The 21295-nt window shown below is 69.3% G+C and carries 19 protein-coding genes; 5 read left to right on the forward strand and 14 right to left on the reverse strand.

What is annotated here, in order from left to right; translation table 11 throughout:
* Nucleotides 1-82: 82 nt before the first annotated feature.
* From ABTW65_RS16465 to ABTW65_RS16505, 9 genes are all read right to left on the reverse strand, one after another.
* Nucleotides 83-1837, reverse strand: a complete 1755-nt coding sequence (locus ABTW65_RS16465) for a hypothetical protein (RefSeq protein ID WP_350661878.1) — start codon at nucleotides 1835-1837, stop codon at nucleotides 83-85.
* A 94-nt stretch (nucleotides 1838-1931) separates the two neighbouring features.
* Complete coding sequence (locus ABTW65_RS16470; protein WP_350661881.1) at nucleotides 1932-2156, reverse strand: hypothetical protein; 225 nt, start codon at nucleotides 2154-2156, stop codon at nucleotides 1932-1934.
* On the reverse strand, nucleotides 2153-2773 hold the full coding sequence (locus ABTW65_RS16475; RefSeq protein ID WP_350661883.1) for a helix-turn-helix domain-containing protein: 621 nt from the start codon (nucleotides 2771-2773) through the stop codon (nucleotides 2153-2155). Before ABTW65_RS16475 ends, ABTW65_RS16470 begins: the two co-directional genes overlap by 4 nt.
* Before the next feature lie 45 nt (nucleotides 2774-2818).
* Nucleotides 2819-4540, reverse strand: a complete 1722-nt coding sequence (locus ABTW65_RS16480; RefSeq protein ID WP_350661885.1) for a hypothetical protein — start codon at nucleotides 4538-4540, stop codon at nucleotides 2819-2821.
* A gap of 108 nt (nucleotides 4541-4648) precedes the next feature.
* On the reverse strand, nucleotides 4649-5377 hold the full coding sequence (locus ABTW65_RS16485; protein ID WP_350661887.1) for a class I SAM-dependent methyltransferase: 729 nt from the start codon (nucleotides 5375-5377) through the stop codon (nucleotides 4649-4651).
* 60 nt (nucleotides 5378-5437) lie between these two features.
* Nucleotides 5438-5929, reverse strand: a complete 492-nt coding sequence (gene coaD / locus ABTW65_RS16490; RefSeq protein ID WP_350661889.1) for a pantetheine-phosphate adenylyltransferase — start codon at nucleotides 5927-5929, stop codon at nucleotides 5438-5440.
* 35 nt (nucleotides 5930-5964) lie between these two features.
* Complete coding sequence (gene rsmD / locus ABTW65_RS16495; RefSeq protein WP_350661891.1) at nucleotides 5965-6528, reverse strand: 16S rRNA (guanine(966)-N(2))-methyltransferase RsmD; 564 nt, start codon at nucleotides 6526-6528, stop codon at nucleotides 5965-5967.
* A 9-nt stretch (nucleotides 6529-6537) separates the two neighbouring features.
* Nucleotides 6538-8802 carry an ATP-dependent DNA helicase RecG gene (locus ABTW65_RS16500; protein WP_350661893.1) on the reverse strand — a complete coding sequence of 755 codons (2265 nt, stop codon included), beginning with the start codon at nucleotides 8800-8802 and terminating at the stop codon, nucleotides 6538-6540.
* Between the two features lie 13 nt (nucleotides 8803-8815).
* Nucleotides 8816-10450, reverse strand: a complete 1635-nt coding sequence (locus ABTW65_RS16505) for a DAK2 domain-containing protein (RefSeq protein WP_350661895.1) — start codon at nucleotides 10448-10450, stop codon at nucleotides 8816-8818.
* A gap of 238 nt (nucleotides 10451-10688) precedes the next feature.
* On the opposite strand from ABTW65_RS16505, the gene ABTW65_RS16510 reads away from it, so the two are divergent.
* Nucleotides 10689-11717 (forward strand): class I SAM-dependent methyltransferase, encoded by a 1029-nt coding sequence (locus ABTW65_RS16510; RefSeq protein ID WP_350661898.1) that lies wholly within the window; start codon nucleotides 10689-10691, stop codon nucleotides 11715-11717.
* Nucleotides 11718-11842: 125 nt separating this feature from the next.
* On the forward strand, nucleotides 11843-12028 hold the full coding sequence (gene rpmB, locus ABTW65_RS16515; protein WP_045550407.1) for a 50S ribosomal protein L28: 186 nt from the start codon (nucleotides 11843-11845) through the stop codon (nucleotides 12026-12028).
* Nucleotides 12029-12217: 189 nt separating this feature from the next.
* Here the strand turns inward: rpmB and ABTW65_RS16520 are convergent, their stop codons facing one another.
* Nucleotides 12218-13174, reverse strand: coding sequence for a thiamine-phosphate kinase (locus ABTW65_RS16520; RefSeq protein ID WP_350661900.1), 957 nt, complete (start codon nucleotides 13172-13174; stop codon nucleotides 12218-12220).
* 233 nt (nucleotides 13175-13407) lie between these two features.
* Between ABTW65_RS16520 and ABTW65_RS16525 the strand changes: the two genes are divergently transcribed.
* Both ABTW65_RS16525 and ABTW65_RS16530 read left to right on the forward strand, forming a co-directional pair.
* Nucleotides 13408-13644: an Lrp/AsnC family transcriptional regulator gene (locus tag ABTW65_RS16525; protein ID WP_091049571.1), complete on the forward strand. Its 237-nt coding sequence runs from the start codon at nucleotides 13408-13410 to the stop codon at nucleotides 13642-13644.
* 37 nt (nucleotides 13645-13681) lie between these two features.
* Nucleotides 13682-14638 (forward strand): D-alanine--D-alanine ligase family protein, encoded by a 957-nt coding sequence (locus ABTW65_RS16530; RefSeq protein WP_350661902.1) that lies wholly within the window; start codon nucleotides 13682-13684, stop codon nucleotides 14636-14638.
* 128 nt (nucleotides 14639-14766) lie between these two features.
* Here the strand turns inward: ABTW65_RS16530 and ABTW65_RS16535 are convergent, their stop codons facing one another.
* Genes ABTW65_RS16535 through ABTW65_RS16545 form a run of 3 tightly spaced genes read right to left on the reverse strand, consistent with a single transcriptional unit; the run spans nucleotide 14767 to nucleotide 18154 of the window.
* Nucleotides 14767-15882 (reverse strand): D-alanine--D-alanine ligase family protein, encoded by a 1116-nt coding sequence (locus ABTW65_RS16535; protein ID WP_350661904.1) that lies wholly within the window; start codon nucleotides 15880-15882, stop codon nucleotides 14767-14769.
* A gap of 20 nt (nucleotides 15883-15902) precedes the next feature.
* On the reverse strand, nucleotides 15903-17393 hold the full coding sequence (locus ABTW65_RS16540) for a Mur ligase family protein (RefSeq protein WP_350661906.1): 1491 nt from the start codon (nucleotides 17391-17393) through the stop codon (nucleotides 15903-15905).
* A 23-nt stretch (nucleotides 17394-17416) separates the two neighbouring features.
* Nucleotides 17417-18154 carry an alpha/beta fold hydrolase gene (locus ABTW65_RS16545; protein ID WP_350661908.1) on the reverse strand — a complete coding sequence of 246 codons (738 nt, stop codon included), beginning with the start codon at nucleotides 18152-18154 and terminating at the stop codon, nucleotides 17417-17419.
* Nucleotides 18155-18241: 87 nt separating this feature from the next.
* Between ABTW65_RS16545 and ABTW65_RS16550 the strand changes: the two genes are divergently transcribed.
* Nucleotides 18242-19309 (forward strand): trans-sulfuration enzyme family protein, encoded by a 1068-nt coding sequence (locus ABTW65_RS16550; RefSeq protein WP_350661910.1) that lies wholly within the window; start codon nucleotides 18242-18244, stop codon nucleotides 19307-19309.
* Between the two features lie 7 nt (nucleotides 19310-19316).
* On the opposite strand, the gene ggt is transcribed toward ABTW65_RS16550, so the two are convergent.
* Nucleotides 19317-21134, reverse strand: a complete 1818-nt coding sequence (ggt, locus tag ABTW65_RS16555) for a gamma-glutamyltransferase (protein ID WP_350661912.1) — start codon at nucleotides 21132-21134, stop codon at nucleotides 19317-19319.
* Nucleotides 21135-21295 lie beyond the last annotated feature (161 nt).

Consider the following 21295-nt stretch of genomic DNA (forward strand, 5'->3'; position numbering starts at 1 on the left):
TGTCAGGTTCTCCGGTGCTCTCGCGAGCTGGCCGCGTGTCCTTTGAGTTGGCTCTTGTCCTCGGCCGTACGTGCCCTGACGACTAGGGCAACCTGCTGGAAGTCCTGGTGCCGTCGGGCTGGACCGTGACAGCCCGCTTCTCGAAAGGCTCGAGCGAGCGGTGCGCCCAGATGCGGAAGCGCAGGTGCTCTTCCGCGATCGAGATCTCGGCGCAGGGCTCGTAGTCCTTCTCGATCGCGGTCTCCACCCAGCCGCCGCGGGCCATCGCGGTCGTCTGCAGCACCACCGGGACCTCTCCGCTGGCCATCATCGCCGTCAGCTGCTTCTCGTTGCGACCGAAGTCGTAGTGGAACAGGTAGAACGGCGTCGGGTTCTCGACATCGAGGGCGTCATACAGCGACAGCTGGTTGCCCAGCACGAAAGCGGTACGGCCACCCTTCAAGCACCGTGTCATCTCGGGTCGTATCGCGTCTCCCCAGATCTCGGCGGCCTCGAGCTGACGACTGTCCCGGCTCAGGTCGTCGACGTGCTCGATGGCTGCGGCCAGCGGAACCAGCCCCAGGACGAGGCAGGCACCCGCGGAGACGGCGACCAGCCTCGCGCGCAGCCTCGCGCCGATCATCATGACGCTGACGACGAGCACGAGGATCAGCGGACCGATCAGGCTGTGGGCACCGAATCCGAACGCAAGAGCCGCACCCACCCACGCCGCCCCCGTCGCGAACCCCACGACCGCGGTCACCGCCTGCAAACTGGACATGGACCTCGGCCGGCTCGGTAACGAGATCTGGTCCCTGCGGTCGTACACGTCGCAGAGGACGAAGATCAGCGCCGCGAACACCAGGGCACTCACGGTCTCGGCGTGCCCGGGCCCGGGACGCCGGATGGGGACGGTCGCGAGAAGAAGAGCGCACAACGCGAGGAACCGCGTCGGGTCGCTCGACAGACGCCAGATGACCGGCACGAACATCAGCAGCAGGAGGAAGGGATAGACAGCGACGATCTCGTAGCCCTCCCCGTCGGACGGCACGTCGAAGAAGGGCCAGCCGAAGTGGTTCGGAAACTGCTGGGCCTGACCGAAGACGACCTGGCGGTTGAACTCGGCGAGGCTCATTCCGTAGCCGATCCGGTAGAACAGCACCTCCGACACGACTCCGGCCAGGAGTCCGGCGGCGAGGGCGACACATCGTGTCAGCCTCTCCCGCACCGCTGCCTTCTCCCGCCCGATGAGCTCGTACAGTCCCGCCGCACCGGTCAGCAGGATCGCCAGCTCGACGTGCTGCCAGAAGAGGGCCGCCGGCACCAGCACCCGCACGGCCAACGACCAGCGTCCGGAGTCGAGCCGACCGCCGGGCAGGAGGATGAACGCGAAGACGACAGGGAGGACGTACTTCACCTGAGCGGGCGACGCGAGCGTCAGGACGGCCAGCGCCATTGCGGCCATCGCAGCCGGATGTACGCGCCTGCGCAGCCCCATCGCGGCCACGAGGATGGCAGCCAGGGTCACGCCGAAGAAGCGGCCCAGGAAGAACTCCCACCACAGAGGATCGCCACCGGCCAGGCGATAGACCAGGCTGTTCACCCACCACGAACCGGCGTTCCAGCCGTGCTGGAAGTCGACCAGCGGGACCGCACCCTCGGCCGTGAGCTTGCCGAGGTAGTACTGCGCTCCCCTGTCCCCAGTCAGCGGCTCCAGCTGCGCGGTGAGGGTGTAGGCGGCATGTACGACGGCGACGACGACGATCACCGCGAAGGTCGCCCATCTGACCGGGCCGATGTGTTCACGCCCTCGACGTGCCTGCGAGGGGACCCCTGTCGTGGCCGACGCATCGAGCATGCTCCGAAAGTACGCGCTGTCGCATCCAACTGGGCGCGGAACGCTGGGACCTACGTCCTGAAGCCCCGTCAGATCTGCTCAGCGCGATGCTTGATCAGTCGCGACGCGCGCGAGCCTCCTCGATCACCACCGGCTGGCGGGTGATGCCATCGACATCGACGGTGACGCGATTCTCCCGGATCCCGCTCGCGGCAATCGCGGCGCCGCCGACCACGAAGACCGACGCCGCGACTCCTTGGTCCCGCAGTCGCTCGTCGAGCACCGATAGCAACGCCTGGATCTCGGCCGCGGTGAACTCGTGTCGCCGGTCGATACTCATGCCGTGGCCAGGTCACGCTCGGGAACGTAGATGCGGAGGCGTCGGAGCCAGAGCGGGGTCCGGTCGACGACCCGCTCCGGGCTGAGGAAAGGATGGGGAGGCTGCCACTCCTCGTCGAGCGGTTCGATCTGCGTCCACTCCGGCGCGAGGTGGCCAGCCTTCTCGAACTCGTGCGATGCGAGCGCAGCAAGCAGGGCGTCGAAACCGGTGTCTCCGGTCGGTCCGGGGACAGCCTCCCAAGAACCCGTCAGGTCAAGGTCGGCGTAGGCGGTGTCGGTGAGCATCAGGCGGAGATGATCGCGCCCCTGGAGCAACATCCGCCATGCCCAGGCCCGCTTCCCCGCCCGCAGAGCACGACGGATGTCGGTGGCGGTCTCGGGCGCCGACATCAGCCGCCGCTCGTCGGCGTCCGCGAGGGCCTTGGCCAACCGGTTCGCTCGGGCACAGAACCAAGCAGACGGCCTCGTGGCGCCCCTCAGATAGGTCGACATCCGCGGCGCCGACGTCCCGACCGCGCGCGCGAACGCGGCCTGCGACAGCCCACTGATCGCAACCGATCGGCCCAGGGCGTCGATGACCTCCTGGGTGTCGCGGTCGGGCTTCTGTGGCTGCACCATGCCAGCATACCACTTGGGTATTATCAGATCCGATAACGCTCGGAGTCAGTCCTGCTTCGTCGGGATGCGTTCACCGTCGCGGACGGTGAGATCGCGCTGGGCGATCTCGCCGCGGGACTTGTGGGTCCAGATCGTGACAGTCGTGGTCTGCTTCTCGATCCTGACGACCGAGCATGGGACGTAGTTGGCGCGGAGGGCATCGGTGAGCCACGGCTGCGGAGTGTGCAGCGGCATCGTCTCGATGATGACCGGGATCGAGCCGTCCTCGAGCTGAGGCACCAGCACGTCCTCGTACTGCGCGAAGTCGTAGTGAAACAGGTAGTAGGGGGTCGGGTTGGTGATCGCCAGCGCGTCGTAGAGCTCGAGATAGTTGGGCATGACCAGCGCCTCGCGGGTGCCGCCGCTGCAGCGTTCGTACTCCGGGCCCGCCCAGCGGGCGATCGAGTCGCTCACCGCGAAGGACTTCGCGTCGCCGCGCATGTCGTCGAGGTGGTCGACGGCGGCAAGAGCGGGTACGCCGCCCAGCACGACCAGCGCCCCGGCGGAGACCGCCGCAACGGCCCGTCCTAGGAAGGCTGCGCCGAGGGTCGCTCCGGCGATCGCCAGCGCCACCAGGAGAATCGCGCCGAGCATGCTCTGCAGGCCGAAGCCGATCCAGAGGGTGGCAGCTGCCCAGGCTCCGCCGAGCACGGCGAGAGGTAGTGCGATGACGGACCGTATTGGTTTCGACTCGGATTCACTCGTTCCTCGCGAATCCGGCTCAACCGACGGCGGGGTGGTGCGGCGCTCGTAGAGCTCGGCGACCGCCAGGACGACTGCGAGGAGGACAAGGGCGGAGACGGTGGTGGTGTGGGGGTTGTCGACGCGCCGGATCGGGACGACGACGAGGACCAGCCCGGCCAGCGCGATCAGCCGGGTGGAGTCCGAGATCCGTTGCCACACCAGCGGCACGAACGGAATCAGCAGCGCGAACGGGTAGAGCGCCAGGATGAAGAAGCGCCCCGACTCGGTCGGCAGGTCGAAGAAGCTCCAGACGGCGTACTGCGAACCCTCGTGCGTCTCGGTCTGCCCGAGGATCACCTGCCGGTTGAAGTCGGCGAAGGAGAGCCCCCACAAGACCTTGTACGCCACCGCCTGGACGACCAGCCCGAGTACGAATCCACCAGCCAGCTGGACGCAGTTGAAGATCCGGGTGCGCCAGGGCGCCGAGCGCCGCGCGAACAGCTCGAAGAGCCCCGAGGCACCGGTGAGGAGCACGGCCAGCTCGACGTACTGCCAGAAGACGAGGGCCGGGAGGAGCACCCGTGCGGCCGCGGCCAGGCGCCGGCGTGACTCGAGCCAACCGGTCGGCAGCAGGACGAAGACCCACAGCAGACAGATCGTGTACTTGATGTGCAGCGGGGTGGCCAGCAGGAGAACCCCGAGCGCGACTGCGATCATCACGGCCGGGTGCAGGCGCAGACGGAGTCCGATGGCAGCGGCGAGGACCGCGCCGAGGCCGGCTCCGAGCATGCGGCCCCAGAGGAAGTACCAGATCGTCGGGCTGCCGCCGGCGATGGCGTAGAGCGATGCATTGACCCAGAACGAGCCGGCGTTCCAGCCGTGCTCGAAGTCGACCAGCGGGATCGCGCCGTGGGCGGTGAGCTTGGCCAGGTGGTACTGGGCGCCGAAGTCCTGGGTCAGGAACGAGCCGTTCTGGGCGCCGACCGAGTAGGCCGCCCAGACCAGCGCCGCGATGCAGACCCCGGCGAACGTCGCCCAACGCACAGCTCCGACTGGTTCGTTTCGCTCCCCCGGTGATGCCATGCGCCAGACCTTAGAGCGCGCAAGCGGCGGCGTGGACAATCCACGCCGCCGCTCACGAAACGTACGAGATCAGCCCTTGGTCAGGACCGACGTGCGCTCGGGGTAGGGCAGGGTCGGGGTGAGACCGGCGTGGATGGTCTCCTTCATCCCCGAGGCGGCGATGGCCTCGACGTAGCGCTTGCGGCGGCTGTTGTCGAAGACGATGATCCCGCCGGGAGCGAGCCGGTCCTTGGCCTTCTCCAGGCACGCCTCACGGGCACGCCCGTCGATCACCACGAGGTCGAACTCGCCGTCGACGTCGTCGATGGAGTTGACGTACGCCTCGAAGTCGAGGCCCGCGTGGCCCTCCTTCTGCGAGGGGACGACGGGGTTGTCGCTGGCAACCGGCTCGATGACCCGCAGCGAGATCTTCTCCTCGCCGGCGAGCTCGGCCTGCATCATCTCGCCGAAACCCTTGTGGTGCTCGACGGAGTGGATCTCGTCGGCGCGACGGGAGAGCCAGATGGTGGAGGCGCCGGAGCCGTACTCATAGATCCGGATCGGGCGCTCACGCTCGCTCAGCCAGGCGTCGACGGCGGCGATCGCGTCGTAGGTCCACCACGGCACGTCGAGCTTCGCCATCGCCAGGGAGTCGTAGACCTTGGTGAGCGAGTGAGCCCAGTGGCGCCAACGCTGCTCGACCGGCGGCGCGGTCTCCTTCGCGAGTCCCGTCTTCGTCAGCCCGCGACCGACGGCCTTGAGGGAAGCGGCGTAGGACTGCTTGGCCAAGGAAAGCGGGGAACGGCCTGAGGTGGACATTGATCTCCAGGGAAGGGATTGTCGGGGAGTTCTTGAAACGATACCGGCGAACGGTGCCCCTTACTCGGAACGTTCTGCCAAACGCTTGGTGAGTCGTGCAAGAACATCCGGCGGCAGGAAAGCCGACACATCCCCACCGAAATGGGCCATCTCCTTGATCAGCGAGGAGGAGACCGCAGCCCAGCGCGGGTCGTTGAGCAGGAAGACGGTCTCGACGCCGGTCATGTGGGCGTTCATCTGCGCCATCGGCGCTTCGTACTCCAGGTCGGGCGCCCCGCGCAGCCCCTTCACGATCGCCTGGGCGTCGATCTCGACACAGAAGTCGGTGACCAGACCGGTGAACCCCTGGACGCGTACGTTGCCCAGCGGAGCGGTCACCTCGGTGATCATCTCCATCCGCTCCTCGGCAGTGAACAGGCGCTTCGACTTCGACGGGTTGACCCCGACGGCGACGACGACCTCGTCGAACATCGCCGAGGCGCGGGTGAAGATGTCGAGGTGGCCGAACGTGGGCGGGTCGAACGAACCCGGGCACACCGCACGACGCGTCATTGTCACTTCTTCTCCCATTCGATCGGTCCAGCCGGTCAGTCCGGCGCGATGCCGTACCAGAGCATGGTCTCGCCGTACTTCTTCGACTTCTGGTCGGTGAACCCGTCGGGCCAGACCGGCTCGGGGCTGCGGGCGGAGCGCTCGACGACAACCAGGGCAGCCGGGACCAGCCAGTCGTGCTTGACCAGCAGCGCGATGTCCTCGGAGACGGCGTCGTCGGAGAGCGGGTAGGGCGGGTCGAGGAAGACCAGGTCGTAGGGGGCCACCGGCGGCGTCACCAGGGTGCTCGCCACGGTGGCCGCGACCACGTCGGCCCGCGGGAAGCCGAGCTCCTTCGCGTTGGACCGGATCACCCCGGCCGTACGCCGGTCCGACTCGACCAGGGTCACCACTCCGGCGCCGCGGGACCATGCCTCCAACCCGACCGCGCCGGTGCCGGCGTAGAGGTCGAGGAAGCGCAGTCCGGCCAGGGATCCGAAGGAGGACTCGATCGCCGAGAAGAGCGCCTCGCGGACCCGATCGGTGGTGGGACGGGTCCGCACCCCCTTGGGAGCGAGTAGGCGTCGCCCTCCTGCGACACCTCCGATGATCCGAGTCATTGGGACACCTTAGGACTTTTCCAAGTAGTCGGCGGAAGCGGACTCCTCGATCTCGGTGACCCGCTCGGCCAGGAGCGGTGCGGCGGCGAGATCCGGGTCGGCCTCGAGCAGCGATTCGGCCGCCTCGCGGGCCTCCAGGATGGTCTCCTCGTCACGGAGCACACGCAGGCTCTCCAGGCTCGATCGCCGACCCGACTGGGAGGCACCGAGCACGTCTCCCTCGCGGCGCTGGTCGAGGTCGACCCGGGACAACGCGAACCCGTCGGTGGTCTGGGCGACCGCGTCGAGGCGGGTCCTGGCCGGGGTGCCGGCCTCGGCGTGGGAGACGAGCAGGCACAGCCCGTGCAGCCCGCCACGGCCGACCCGGCCGCGCAGCTGGTGGAGCTGGGAGACCCCGAAGCGGTCGGCGTCGAGGATGACCATGGTGGTGGCGTTGGGTACGTCCACACCGACCTCGATCACGGTGGTGGCGATCAGCACATCGATGTCGCCGGCGGCGAAGGCGCTCATGGTGCGCTCCTTCTCCTCGGCGGGGAGCTTGCCGTGGAGCTTGGCGACACTGAGCCCCTGCAGCGGACCGGCGGTCAGCTCCTCGGTGACCTCGTCGACGGCGGAGAGCTGGGCCGGAGCGGCCTTGACCTCGTTGCCGTCGGCGTCGAAGTCACGCTGGTCGCTCTCGCCCTGCTCCGACTCGTCGCCGCTGATCCGCGGGGCGACGACGTAGACCTGGTGGCCCTTCTCGACCTCTTCCTTGACGCGTTCCCACACCCGGGCGATCCACGCGGGATGCTCCACGAGCGAGACCAGGTTGGTCTGGATCTCGGCGCGTCCTGCCGGGAGCTCGGTGAGCGTGGAGACCTCGAGGTCGCCGAAGACGGTCATCGCGACCGTGCGCGGGATCGGCGTCGCGGTCATCACCAGCAGATGCGGTGGGGTGCCTGCCTTGTCGGTCAGGGCGGCCCGCTGCTCGACGCCGAAGCGGTGCTGCTCGTCGACGACCACCAGGCCGAGGTCGTCGAACATCACCTGGTCCTGGAGCAGGGCGTGGGTGCCGACGACGATCCCGGCCTCGCCGGTGGCGATCCGGCTCAGCGGCCCCTTGCGCTGGGTCTTGGTCATCGAGCCGGTGAGCAGCTCGACATGGGTCTGCTCCTGGTCGCCGGCGAAGAGCCCGCCGGCCAAGCCGCTGGCGGCCAGGTCGCCGAGCATCGCGGTGATCGAGCGGTAGTGCTGTTGGGCGAGGACCTCGGTCGGCGCCAGCAGCGCGGCCTGGCCCCCGGAGTCGACCACCCGCAGCATCGCGCGCAGCGCGACCAGCGTCTTGCCGGAGCCGACCTCGCCCTGGAGCAGGCGGTTCATCGGGTGGGGCTGCGCCAGCGCCGCCTCGAGCTCGTCCCCGATCTCCGCCTGTCCCTTGGTGAGGGTGAACGGCAGCCGCTCGTCGAAGGCCTCGAGCAGCTGGTGGACCCCACCGGTGCGGGCGGTGGTGCCCAGTGCCTGGAGCGCCCGTCGCCGGCGCCCCAGCACGAGCTGCAGCCCGAGCGCCTCCTCGAATCGGAAGCGGTGCAGGGCGCGCTGGACGTCCTTGGGCTCATGGGGCGCGTGGATCAGGTCCAAGGCGTCGCGCAGCCCCGGGACGGCGTACGTCTCCCGGAGCTGCTCCGGGAGCACGTCGGTGACGTCCTCGACGACCTGGCGTGCGAACCGCACGGCGCGCATCACGTCCCAGTGCTGGAGCCCGGCGGTGAGCGGGTAGATCGGGAAGAGCTCGGTCAGCTCCTCGACCGCCATCTGGTTGTCGGCCGCCTCGGCGGCGTTCTCGGAGTCGGACGGGTCGCCGAAGACGACCATCTGCGGGTTGGCCAGCTGCCACTCGCCGCGGAACGATCCGGCCTTGCCGACGAAGACACCGCGGACGCCCGGCGCGAGCACGCCGCGGCGCCACTCGGCGATCCGCTGGGACTTGGAGAAGAAGGTGAGCTGCAGGTCGGCGTTGCCGGCTTTGAGCTGGGTCTCGACGCGGAAGGCGGGCCGGCCGGTGCGGCGGTCGGTGTGCTGGCGTACGACGCTGCGGACCACCTCGCCGAGCACGGTGAGCATCTCGCCCTCGTGCAGCTGCGGCGTCTGGCTGAGGTCGGCGGTGCGCAGGTAGCGCCGCGGGAAGTGGTAGAGCAGGTCGCCGACGGTGCGCAGCCCGAGACCCTTGGTGAACTTCGTGGCGTGCTTGCTGTTTCCCAGCACGGCCTCGATCGGGGACTCGAGGGTGATCGGCACCGTCTCTTCTCCTCTACTCGACCGACATCAGGAGGGGATAACGCTCCTGGCCTCCGTCGTACACCATCACATCTACGGCCGGATGGTTGGCAGCCAGCCACGCCGCGACGGCCCCGGCGAGCTCGCCCGTGGGGTCCTCGAGACCGGAGACCAGCGTCACCAGCTCGCCGCCACCACCGATGAGCCGGGCGAGCACGTAGGTCGCACATTTCTCGAGGTCCTGGCCGACCTTGACGAAGTCTCCGTCGAGCACCCCGAGCGCGTCGCCCGGCATACACGGCCCAGCCATGGTAATCGCTCGGGTGTTCGAGATGGTGACCGCACCATGCCGCGCGTGTCGCGCGGTGGCGGTCATCTCGAGCACGTCCTTGTCGAACTTGCGGCCGGGCTCGTGGACCGCGATCGCAGCCAGGCCCTGCACCTGGCTGCGGGTCGGGATCACCGCGACGTTGATGTCGAGGTCGTCCTCGGCGGTGCGGGCCGCGGCCTCGGCCGACTGCCGGGTCGGGAAGTCGTTGGGGAGCACGATCACCTCGGCGGCACCGGAGGCGGTGATCGCCTCGAGCAGCTCGGAGGTCGTCGGGCGGCGGTGCGGGCCGCCCTCGATCACGATCGCGCCGGCACCGCGGAAGAGCTCGGCCAGCCCCGGCCCGGCCGCGAACGCGATCACCGCCCGGCCACCACGGGTCGCGCGGCGGTGGGCCTGTCCGGCGATCTGCTCGGCGAAGTGGGTCACATGGATCCGGTGGGGCCGCCCGGCGTTGATCCCGGCCTCGATCGCGGCGCCGACGTCGTCGACGTGGACGTGCACGTTCCAGATGCCCTCGCCACCGACCACGACCAGCGAGTCGCCCAGCGGCTGGAGCCGCTTGCGGAGGTCGGGGATCGCGGCGTCCTCGGCGTCGAGCAGATACATCACCTCGTACGCCGGGCCACCGGGCTCCAGCGCGTGGCCGTCAGCCCCGCCCAGAGCCGCGGGGATCGGGATCGGGATGTGCGCGGTGGGTTCCTGCGGACTGGGCCGGCGCCCGGTCAGGGCGGTCTCGAAGGCGTCGAGAAGCACGCAGATCCCGCGGCCGCCGGCATCGACGACCCCAGCAGCGGCGAGCATGGGCAACTGCTCCTGCGTACGGACAAGAGCGGCGCGGGCCGCGCTGGCGGCGACCGACATCACGTCGCGGGTGCGTGCGGCCTCGTCGATCTCGACGCACGCCTCGGCCGCGTCCGCGGCGGCGCGGAGCACGCTGAGCATGGTGCCCTCCTGGGGCTCCCCCACCGCGGCGTACGCGGCGTTGGCGGCCCTGCGCAGCGCGTCGGCGAAGACCGTGGCGGTGCGCTCCTCCTCGGTGGCCTGGTTCAGACGGCGCAACAGGGCGCCGATCATCTCGGCCAGGATCACGCCCGAGTTGCCGCGGGCGTCGAGCAGCGCGCCGCGCGAGAAGGCGCGCAGCCCCTCGCGCCAGTCGGTGCCGGTGAACTCGCGCAGCCGGTCACGGGCCGCGGCGATCGTGAGGTAGAGGTTGGTGCCGGTGTCGCTGTCGGGCACCGGGAAGACGTTGAGCGCGTCGATCTCCTCGCGGTGCGACGCGAGCGCATCGGTCGCCAGGTCGCCGAACCGGCGGAACAGATCGAGCTTGACCTCGGCCACGCTGCCCTCCCTACACCTCGACACCCCTGCATACACCCAGACACCGTGACGCCGGGCACAAATCCCGGTATCGCGGCCCCAAGGGTAGGCGGTCTCTGGGTACGGGGTAAACGACGGGTGAACAAATCCGAGGCTGCAGCAAAGACACGAGCGAGTAACAACTTCTACCGAGTCATCCCCTGCGCCGGTGACGATCCATCCCTAGTGTGGAGATCTCCCAACGCCGAAGGACTCACGGATGTCGATCCCGACCCCGACCCCACGCGCGAAACGCGTCAACGAACTCTTCGACTTCTCGGCCGGGCACGGCCTGGAGATCGGACCCCTGCACCAGCCACTCGTCCCCCGAGATGCCGCGGAGGTCGCCTATCTGGACCTCTACGACCGCGACCGGCTCTACGAGTCGTACGGCGAGCATTCCCGCGTGAACCACGACACCATCCCCGAGATCGACTATCCGATGTGGGACGGCACCCGGATGCGTACGCTCGAGGAGGCCGCCAAGGACGGCGCCCCGTTCGACTGGGCGCTGGCCAGCCACGTCGTCGAGCACGTACCTGACCTGGTCGGTTGGCTGGCGCAGGTCGAGGCCGTCGTCGCCCCGGAAGGGGCTCTGGTCCTCGTCGTCCCCGACCGGCGCTACACCTTCGACGCCCATCGGCCGCCGACGACGATGGGCCAGATCCTGCAGGCTCACGAGACCGGCGACACCACCCCGTCCGTACGCGCCGTCTTCGACCACCACCGCTCCGCGGTCAACCACGATCCCAAGCGGCTCCACCACCGCGGCCCGAGCGAGGCCGAGACCTGCATCCACGACCTCGGCTACACCAGGACCCAGGTCGAGCGGGCCCGCCGGGGCGAGTACGTCGACTGCCACGTGTGGACCTACACCGACCGCTCGTTCCCCGAGATCATCGCCGAGCTGCGCCGCCTGGGGCTGACCGGCTGGTCGGTCGAGTCCCTCCTGCCCGTGCCCGACAACGACATCGAGTTCTACGTCGTCCTGCGCCGCGGCCTATCCCCCGACCTCCCCGCCGTGCCCGCCATCCCGGACTGGGTCGAGCAGGGCATCGAGCTGCGCGACGAGGTCGCCAAGCTCCGCAAGGTCGTCGCAGACCAGCGGCGGCGGCTCGAGTCGCAGCGCAAGCAGCTCGCCGGCCAGCGCTCCGAGATCGACGATCTGCGCGGTTCGAAGCGGTGGAAGCTGGCCACCGCACTGGCCGCACCGCTGGACAAGTGGCGGGATCGCCGCTCGGAGGAGTGACGATTTCGCCGGGCACAGTCGGACGGGCTACGCTTGTTCGGTTGTCTCGGCAGGGCAGCCGTTCATCGCGCCCGCCGACACTATCTAATCGACCTCGATCATCTATTCAACCTCAGGAGTTCACGGTGGCTGCCGTCTGCGACATCTGCGACAAGAAGCCGGGCTTCGGCAACAACCGGCCGTGGTCCAAGAAGGCGACCAGGCGCCGCTTCGACCCCAACATCCAGCGCGTCCGCGCCGTCATCAACGGCACCCCGAAGCGCATGAATGTCTGCACGACCTGCATCAAGGCCGGCAAGGTTTCACGCTGAAATAGCACGAAGGGGCCCCGCGGCAGCGCGCAAGCGCTGAGCGGGGCCCCTTCTGCTATTTCATGAACGGCGCCGACTCGGCGCAAATGTCCCGGAGGAGCGAAGCGGGGGAGGGACCTTTGCGCCGCGTCGGCGCAAAACCCGACGCAAGCCGGACCGAGAAACGAACCCAGACGCGGGTCTAGACGCTCAGAAGTGCGTCCACCCCGTAGACCCCTCGTAGACCTCCCCGTCGACAGTGACCGGCTCCCCACCAGGCTCCCCGATCGTCCCGATCACGACCCACCCTTCCGGCAGCTCGACGTCAGGCGGAAAAGCAGCAAGCAGCGAGTGGTCCTCTCCCCCGCCCAGCACGAACGCGAGCGCGTCGGCGCCGGTCGCCGAAGCAACGGCGTTGAGCTCGTCGGGGATGGTCAGCGCAGCGGTGTGCACGTCGATGGAGACCTCCGAGGCATCGGCGATGTGCCGGGCCTCGGACAGGAGACCGTCGGAGACGTCGATCAGCGCCGAGGCACCGGCGGCCGCGGCTGCGGGGCCGGCTGCGTACGGCGGTTGCGGGCGGCGGTAGGCGTCGACGAGCACCCGTGGTGACCGGAACCCTCGCTTGAGGATCGCCAGGCCGGCCGCGGCCCATCCCTGGCGGCCGCAGAGCGCGAGTACGTCACCGGGCTCCGCGCCCGAACGCAGGACCGGTGCTTGGGCGACCGCGCCGATGGCGGTCACGGAAATGACGATCTGGTCGGCGCCGGTGACGTCACCGCCGATGACAGAAGCGCCGACCAGCGAGCACTCCGCGGCGAACCCCTCCGCGAAGTCGACCGCCCACTCGGCGGGAAGGTCCGAGGGAAGAGCGAGCCCGAGAGTCATCGAGTGGGCGACGCCACCCATCGCGGCGATGTCGGCGAGGTTCTGGCCCGCTGCCCGGTGGCCGATGTGGGACGCCTCGGCCCAGTCTCGGCGGAAGTGGCGGCCCTCGACGAGCAGGTCGGTCGAGACCACCACATGACCCTGCTTGACCCGCACCAGCGCGGCGTCGTCGCCGGGGCCGACCAGCACCTGCTCCCCCTGGGCGAAGTGCTTGGTCATCTCGGTGATCAGCCCGAACTCACCGATGTCGGCGAGTGTCGTGTCCCTCGGAAAAGCCATGGCTCCATCCAACCCTCCTCGCGACGCGCGGAGATACCGGGACACGCATCACCGTGTCTCCGAGCTTCGCTCGGTCACTCCCTCGTTCGGCGCGAGCGGACGAGCAAGCTCGCCGCTCGGCCTCACTCCGGTCGTCTTATCCCCAGGGTCGGTGTAGGTCGATCGATAGATAACGCGATAGGTTACTTGCCTGACGTTGTGCCAAGGAAGGCACGGAGAACAGGAGCAGCACCATGGTCGTACAGGCGTACATCCTCATCCAGACCGACGTCGGCAAGGCCGCAGAGGTCGCCACCGAGATCGGCAAGATCCAGGGCGTGACCCTGGCTGAGGACGTCACCGGTCCGTACGACGTGATCGTCCGGGCCGAGGCCCGCAACGTCGATGAGCTCGGGAAGCTGGTCGTGGCCCGCGTCCAGAGCCTCGAGGGCATCACGCGCACCCTGACCTGCCCGGTCGTCCACATCTGATTCACGGCTGCACCCGGCCGTCTGTTACAACGAACTCATGAGCACACCTCCTCTTTCCGGTCCTGTCGCCGTCATCGCCGGCGGGCTGAGCCACGAGCGCGACGTGTCGCTGGCCTCTGGCCGCAACCTCGTGCGTGAGCTGTCGGCGCTGGGCGTGGAGGTGGCTGCGTACGACTTCGACCGGGCGCTGCTGCACAACCTCGAGCGCGACAAGGCGGTCGTGGCGCTGCCGGCTCTGCACGGCCAGTTCGGTGAGGACGGCGAGATCCAGACGCTCCTGGAGCTGATCGGGATCCCGTACGTCGGCACCGTCTCCACCTCCTGCCGCGTCGCGTTCGACAAGACCGCCGCCCGCGAGCTCCTGCGCCGCGGGGGAATCCCCGTGCCGGACTCGGTCTCGCTGTCGTCCACGACGTTCCGCGACGTGGGCGCGCCGGTGCTGATGGAGCACGTCATCTCGCGGCTGGGTGAGCGGGTCGTGGTCAAGCCCTCGCGCGGCGGCTCGGCGCTCGGCGTCACCGGCGTCGACGGCCTCTCCGCCCTCCCCGCCGCCCTGGTCAAGACCTACGCCTACTGCGACGAGGCGCTCATCGAGCGCTTCTACGCCGGCATCGACGTCTCCGTGGTCGTCCACGAGACCGATGACGGGGTCAAGCCGCTGACCCCGATCGCCATCGACTTCAGCAAGGGCCACGAGTTCGACTTCGCGGCGCGCTACACCGCCGAGTTCGTCGGTTTCGGCCGCCCCGACCTCCCCGACGCGCTGCTCGCCGAGCTCGGCGAGACCGCCGTACGCGCCCACGAGCTGCTCGGCATGCGCGACATCTCCCGCACCGACTTCATGGTCACCCCCGACGGCAGCTTCGTCGTCCTCGAGGTCGCCATCACCCCCGGCGCCACCGAGACCAGCGTCTTCCCCTTCGCCGCCAAGCACGACGGCACCTCCATGGGCGAGGTCACCCTCGCCCTGCTCAAGCGCGCCCTGTCCCGCTGACCCGCACCCGCTGGTCGAGCCGCCGGAGCCGCTAGGCGGAGGCGTGTCGAGACCAACACAGTCGCCTACGCGACTGTGTTGGTCTCGACACGCTCGCTAGCGCTCGCGGCTCGACCAGCGGCGGAGCGTCAGCTCAGGCCGGTGAGCTTGCCTGCGATGCCGCCGGCGGCCTTGAGGGCGACGCCCTCCTCGAAGTTCCGGGTGACCTGGGGGATGTGCTTCTCGGCCTCGGCGATGGCGCTGGTGAGGACCTCGGAGGCGGGGGTGTCGGGCCACAGGTAGAGCGAGAGGGCGCCGGGGATCGAGTTGACCTCGTTGATGTAGACCTCGCCCTTGCCGTCGGAGAGGAAGTCGATGCGGAGGATTCCGGTCAGGCCGGTGAGCTCCACGACGCGTACGGCCAGGTCCTTGATCTGCTTGGTGATCGACTCCTCGACCTGGGCCGGGAACTCGCGAGGGGAGGAGGAGAGGCCGTCGGTGTGGACGTACTTGGCGGAGTAGTCGTACATCTTCGCCTCGTCCGAGCGCAGCGGACGCTCGACGTCGCTCACCGCGACCTCGGGCGCGGTGCGCACCGAGGCGTTGAGGTCGAAGAGGTCGGGGCGGTACGGCTCGACGACCGCGCCCGCACGCAGGTGCGGGGAGGTGTTGAGGAGCGCCAGGCCGGTCTCGTAGTCGTCGACGACCTCGATGCCGATCGAGGAGCCACCGAAGCGCGGCTTGACGATGTAGGGGCCCTCGAAGGACGGGGCGGCGTAGCGCGAGAGCAGCTCGCGCTGCAGCGACGGGAGGCCCGCGTTGAGCATGACCGCGCCGAAGGCGAGCTTGTCCATCCCGAGCGCGGCCGCGGCCGGGGTCGCACCGGTCGCCTTGAGGCCGGCGAGCTCGAAGAGCCACTGGATGCCGCCGGCCTCGCCCGCGCCGCCGTGGAAGGCGGAGAGGATCGGGCCGGTCTCGAGGCGCTTGCCGCCGCCGAAGCCGCCGACGGTGTAGAACCCGTCGCCCTTCTCGGACCCGAGGCGGAACTCGATGGCCTTGGAGCCCTTCGGCTCGCCGCCGAGGAAGTCACGCGCCTCCTGCTTGGCGGGCACCAGGAACCACTTGTCGGAGCGCGCCCAGTAGAGGCACGTCACCTCGACGCCGGCACCGGAGAGGACCCGCTCGGCCTGCAGGCCGGTGAGGATGCTGATGTCGTGCTCGGCGCTTGGACCGCCGAAGACGATGGTGGCCTTGGTTACGCTCATGGTGAAAGCTCCTGGGGGTCCTACGCGTAGTGGTCGGGGAGGTCGTTCTCGTACAGCACCACGTCGCCCTCCTTGGCCGCGGTCAGAGCATGATCCGCTGCCGCCTTGCGGCTCTCGAACGCAGTGGTTCGCGCTGGCTCCCCCGAGCGCAACGCTTTTCGGTTGGTGCGACCGACGATGCACAGCCGCATCTTGTCGGAGGCCGTGGCAGCCTGCGCGAACTCGATGTTGCGCGCGGCCTGCTCGGTGCCCAGCTCGACCATACCGGGCGTGATGGTCCACACCGTGCCCGACTCCCCCGCCAGCCGCTTGGCCTTCGCGAGCGCGGCGGCGGCTCCGGTCGGGTTGGAGTTGAAGGTGTCGTCGATGACCCAGACGCCGCCGGGCGTCTTGTTGGCCTCGGCCCGATGAGGGGTGCCGGGGATCGACCCCAGCCGCTGGGTGATCGTCTCGATCGGGACCTCGACCGCGAGGGCGAGGCCGACGGCGATCGCCACGTTGATCGGGTGCCCGACCTCGTCGGGCAGCTGGACGGCGTACTTCTCGCCGTTGATCTGCAGGGTGCTGTCGGCCACCACGACCTCGGCGGTGGTGCCCGGCACGGCCGAGCAGGCGATGACGCGCTTGCTGGCGCGGAGGTTCTCGGCGATGAGCGCGAGCTCGGGTACGTCGATGTTGAGCACCACGGTGCCGGCCTTCGGGAGGATCTCCGACTTGGCCTTCACGATCGTCTCGCGCGACTTCATCCGCTCCAGGTGGGCCTCGCCGATCGTGGTGATGGCGGCGACCTCGGGCGGGAAGATCTCGGTCAGCTCGGCGATCTCGCCGGGGCCGTACGTCCCCATCTCGGCCACGAAGATGTCGGTGCCGGGCTGGAGGCGGTCGTTGACCGCGCGGGAGAGGCCCATCGCGTTGTTGAAGCTCGCCGGCGAGGCCAGCGTCGACCAGCGGCCCTGCATCAGGTGGGTGGCGTAGTTCTTCGTCGAGGTCTTGCCGTAGGAGCCGGTGATCGCGACGATCCGCGGGTTGACCTTCTTGATCGTGGCGGCCGCCTGGACCTGCCACTTCTTCGCCATCGCCTTCTCGATCGGCCACATGATCGCCAGCGCCGCCTCGGCGAGCGGGACCGCGAGGATCGGGAGCAGACCGGCGGCGGCCGGGACGACCAGCGCGATCACGGCCGTCACGATCACGTGCAGCACGAAGAGCACAGCGGCCAGGCGCTTGACGCGGTCGGTCCACACCAGCCGCTTGGCGCCGCTGAAGCTCATCCCGACCGGCCAGCCGATGAACAGCAGAGCGCCGACGAGCGCGCCGTAGGGCAGTACGAACGAGGCCAGACAGACCACGACGAGCGCGCCGAGCAGGATCGCCTCGACCGGGCGTGCCTTGATCCAGATCCACTCGATCGCGAACAGCCGCGTCGGCTCGTAGTGCTCACGCTGAGCGACCCGCAGCCAGCGGTAGTAGGAGACCAGGGTCAGCGCGGAGGTGACCAGGACGATCCACATGCTTCTTCTTCAGCCCCTCAGATTCAAAACGTACGCAGTTCGTCGATCGAGCCTCGCAGGCTCTTGACCAGCCCGGCATCGAGCAGGTGCGCCGAGCCGGGCACGATCTCCAGGGTTGCGTTGTCCCCCAGGATCTCCATGGCCTCACCGGGCATCCAGACCGGTGCGGCGGTGTCGTTCTCACCCCAGATCAGGCGGACCGGAAGGTTCTTCGGGATGGCCGCCAGCTGGTCACCGTAGGACTCGTTGACGACCTTGACGAAGATGTCGCGGATGATGCCCTTGGCGTTGCGGTAGTCGGTCGAGCCGTACTTCTCCCGCAGCGCCTCCATCCTGGCCTCGGGGATCAGCCCCTTGGAGTGGAGCCAGCGGCCGATCCGGTAGGCGAGCTTGGGCTTGCCGCCGGTCTTCGGGCGGAACAGCGGCACGCCGGTGAGGACGATGCCGCGGACGAGCTCCGGGCGGGTCGCGGCGAGCTGGACGGCCACCCGGCCGCCGAAGCTGTGGCCGACGAGCACCGGACGGTCGAGACCCTCGAGGATCTGGGCCAGCCACTCGGCGTACTCCTTGCTTCCCCAGACCTCCTCGGGGGCCGGGGTCGCGCCGAAGCCGGGCTGGTCGAGCGCGAGCGCGTCCAGGCCCTCGAGCGTCGAGCCCCAGTCGCTGCGGTTGCGCGCCCAGCCGTGCAGGGCCACGACGGTGGCAGCATCCTTGCCGTGCTTCTCACCGAAGGCACGTCCATCCAGCAGGGTCGTCAACACGGCCGCAACCTTATCCGGGACCATGCGCTGACCCGTAACCGCGCGGCGCGTGAGCCCGGTTGTAGGCCGGGCAATAGGGTCGAAGTCATGGATCACAAGCCCGCCACGATCGCCGTCCACGCCGGGCGGCCGGCCCACGAGCCCGACCAGCCGCTCAACGTACCGATCACGATGGCCTCGACGTATGTGGCCGGTGGGGACAAGGAGTACGGGCGCTACACCAACGACGCGTGGGTGGCGTTCGAGGAGGCGCTTGGAAGGCTCGAGGGCGGCCGGGCGCTGTCGTTCGCGTCCGGGCTCGCGGCGATCGCGACGCTCCTCGATCTGGTCAACGACTCGGTGGTCGTGGCGACCGAGCAGAGCTACCTGGGGACCATCGGCCAGCTGGCCGATCTGGAGGGGCGCGGTCGACTGACCGCCCGCCTCGCGGACTTCTCCGACACCGCTGCGGTCGTGAAGCTGCTCGAGAAACTCGACGGCGAGGTCGCGCTGGTCTGGGTCGAGACGCCGACCAACCCGGGGATGCAGCTCGCCGACCTGCCGGCCGTCATCGCCGCCGCACACAAGGCCGGGGCGCGGGTCGTGGTTGACAACACCTTCGCCACTCCCCTGCTCCAGCAGCCGCTCGCGCTCGGCGCGGACATCGTCATCCACTCGGCCACCAAGTTCATCGCCGGCCACTCCGACGTCGTCATGGGCGCGGTCGTCGTCTCCGACGACACGCTGTGGGACGTACTCAAGGCGCGTCGCGACCTCCTCGGCGCGATTCCCGGCCCATTCGAGGCGTGGCTGGCGCTTCGAGGCATTCGTACGCTGCACCTGCGCGTCGAGCGCTCCTCCGCCAACGCGGCGATCCTCGCCGAGCGCCTGCCCGCACACCCCGCCGTCGCCGAGGTCCGCTACCCCGGGTTCGGCGGCATGCTCGCGGCCGTCCTCCCCACCGCGGAGCAGGCCGACCTCCTCACCCATTCGACCTCGCTGTGGGTCCATGCGACCTCGCTCGGCGGCGTCGAGTCCACCTTCGAGCGCCGTCGTCGCTGGAAGACCGAGTCGGCGACGGTGCCCGACGGGCTGGTGCGGATGTCGGTCGGGATCGAGGACGTCGACGACCTCTGGGCCGACCTGCTCCAGGCCCTGGACCGCATCGAGAGCTGATCGAGAGCTAGTCGACCGGGCTCACCACCAGCGCGGATCCGCCACCGCGTCGCCACGGCTCGGCGGTCGAGGTGAGCAGGCCGTCGGGGCCGATCTCGATCGCGGTGGCCGCGCCGAGCTCCGCGGTCGAGGCGAAGGTGTGGCCCAGCGAGGTCAGCGGTCCTCCGTACGCCTCGATGAACGCCGGCTCGGCACTGGTGTTCACCCCGTTGCGCTGGGAGACCCGCGGCGCCGCCATCGCCTCGGGCAGGGTCCGGTCGCGCGCGTACCGCTCGACGAGGATCTGGAGCACCGTGGTGATGATCGTCGAGCCGCCGGGCGAACCGACCGCCAGGACGGGCCGGCCGTCGGAGAGGACGATCGTGGGTGACATCGAGCTGCGCGGGCGCTTGTTGGGCTCGATCCGGTTGGGGTCGTCGGCCCGGTAGGTCGTCGTGAAGTCGGTCAGCTCGTTGTTGAGGATGAAGCCGCGGCCGGGCACGGTGATCCCGGATCCTCCGGTCTGCTCGATGGTCAGGGTGTATTCGACGACGTTGCCCCACCGGTCGACCACGGTCAGGTTGGTGGTCTCGAGGTTCTCGGTGTCCTTCGCGGTCTCGCCGGCGCCGGCCGCTCCGTCGCAGACCCCGTCGAAGTCGTACGCATCCCCGGCCGCCACCGGCTTCGGCTGGGCCGCCGCGGGGTCGATCCCACAGGCCCGCTCGGCGGCGAAGGTGTCGTCGAGGAGTGCCTCGACGGGTACGTCGACGTGGTCGGGGTCGCCGAGGTAGGCGCCGCGGTCGGCGAAGGCGATCGCGCTCGCCTCGAGCAGGTGGTGGTAGGCCTCGGTGTTGGTCATCCCGGCCAGCTCATAGCGCTCCAGGATGTTGAGGGCCTCGCCGACCGAGGTGCCGCCCGAGGACGGCGGCGCCATCCCGTAGACGTCCAGGTCCCGGTAGGTCGAGTGGGTCGGCTCGCGGTCGGGGGCGGTGTAGGCGGCGAGGTCCTCGGTGGTCACCCAGCCGGCCGGGACCGGCAGGTCGGTGTCGTCGGTCTTGGGCGGCTCGGCCACCGTCGCGGCGATCTCGGCGGCCAGCGGGCCGCGGTAGAACGCCTTCACGCCCTTGCGTGCGAGTAGGTCGTAGGTCGCGGCGATGTCGGGGTTGCGGAACCGGCTGCCGACCTCTGGCGCTGATCCTCCGGGAAGAAATAGTTCCGCGGTGGAATCGATCGCTGCGAAACGTTCCGCGTTGTCGACGGTCTGCTGGCGGAAGGTCTGGTCGACGACGAAGCCGCGCCGAGCCAGCCGCGCGGCCGGTTCGAGCGACTGGCCGAGCGAGCGCGTTCCCCACTTCCGCAGCGCCTTGTCCCAGGTCAGCGGCGTGCCGGGCACTCCGACGGAGGCGCCGCTGGTGACCATGTCGGGGAAGAACGGATACTCCTTCCCGGTCTCGGGATCGATGAACGCGTCGTGCGGCATCGCGGCCGGCGCCTTCTCTCGACCGTCGATCGTCTCGACCTCGCCGGTGCGCGCGGAGTAGTGCACGAAGAAGCCGCCCCCGCCGATCCCGGCCGAGTAGGGCTCGGTCACGCCGAGCGCCGCAGCCGTCGCGACCGCCGCGTCGGTCGCGTTGCCGCCCTTGCGCAGCACCTCGAGCCCGACCCGGCTCGCGTCGGCGTCGACGCTCGCCACCGCGCCTCCGTACCCGACCGCGGTGGGCATCTTCGGTGGTGGCGCGAGCCTGTCCTCCGGGGCGGCGGCCGCCCCGGCGTACGGGACCAGGGTGGCCAGCGCGAGCGCCCCTCCGGTCAGTGTTGCGACAACTGCAGGGCGGCGTCCAAGCATGGCGATCTCCCAGAGATTGGCGGCTCGTCGAAGGTACTACTTCCGCGCCGACCTCGAATTACGTTCTGAAATTCCTTAATTAGTAAGGGTTGCTTACAAACAAACCGACTGCCACCATCAAATGGCGATTCGGGCGCCTGGTGCCCGAGCCAGCCATCACC

Source organism: Nocardioides sp. NPDC127503 (assembly GCF_040302165.1).
Classification (GTDB): Bacteria; Actinomycetota; Actinomycetes; order Propionibacteriales; family Nocardioidaceae; genus Nocardioides.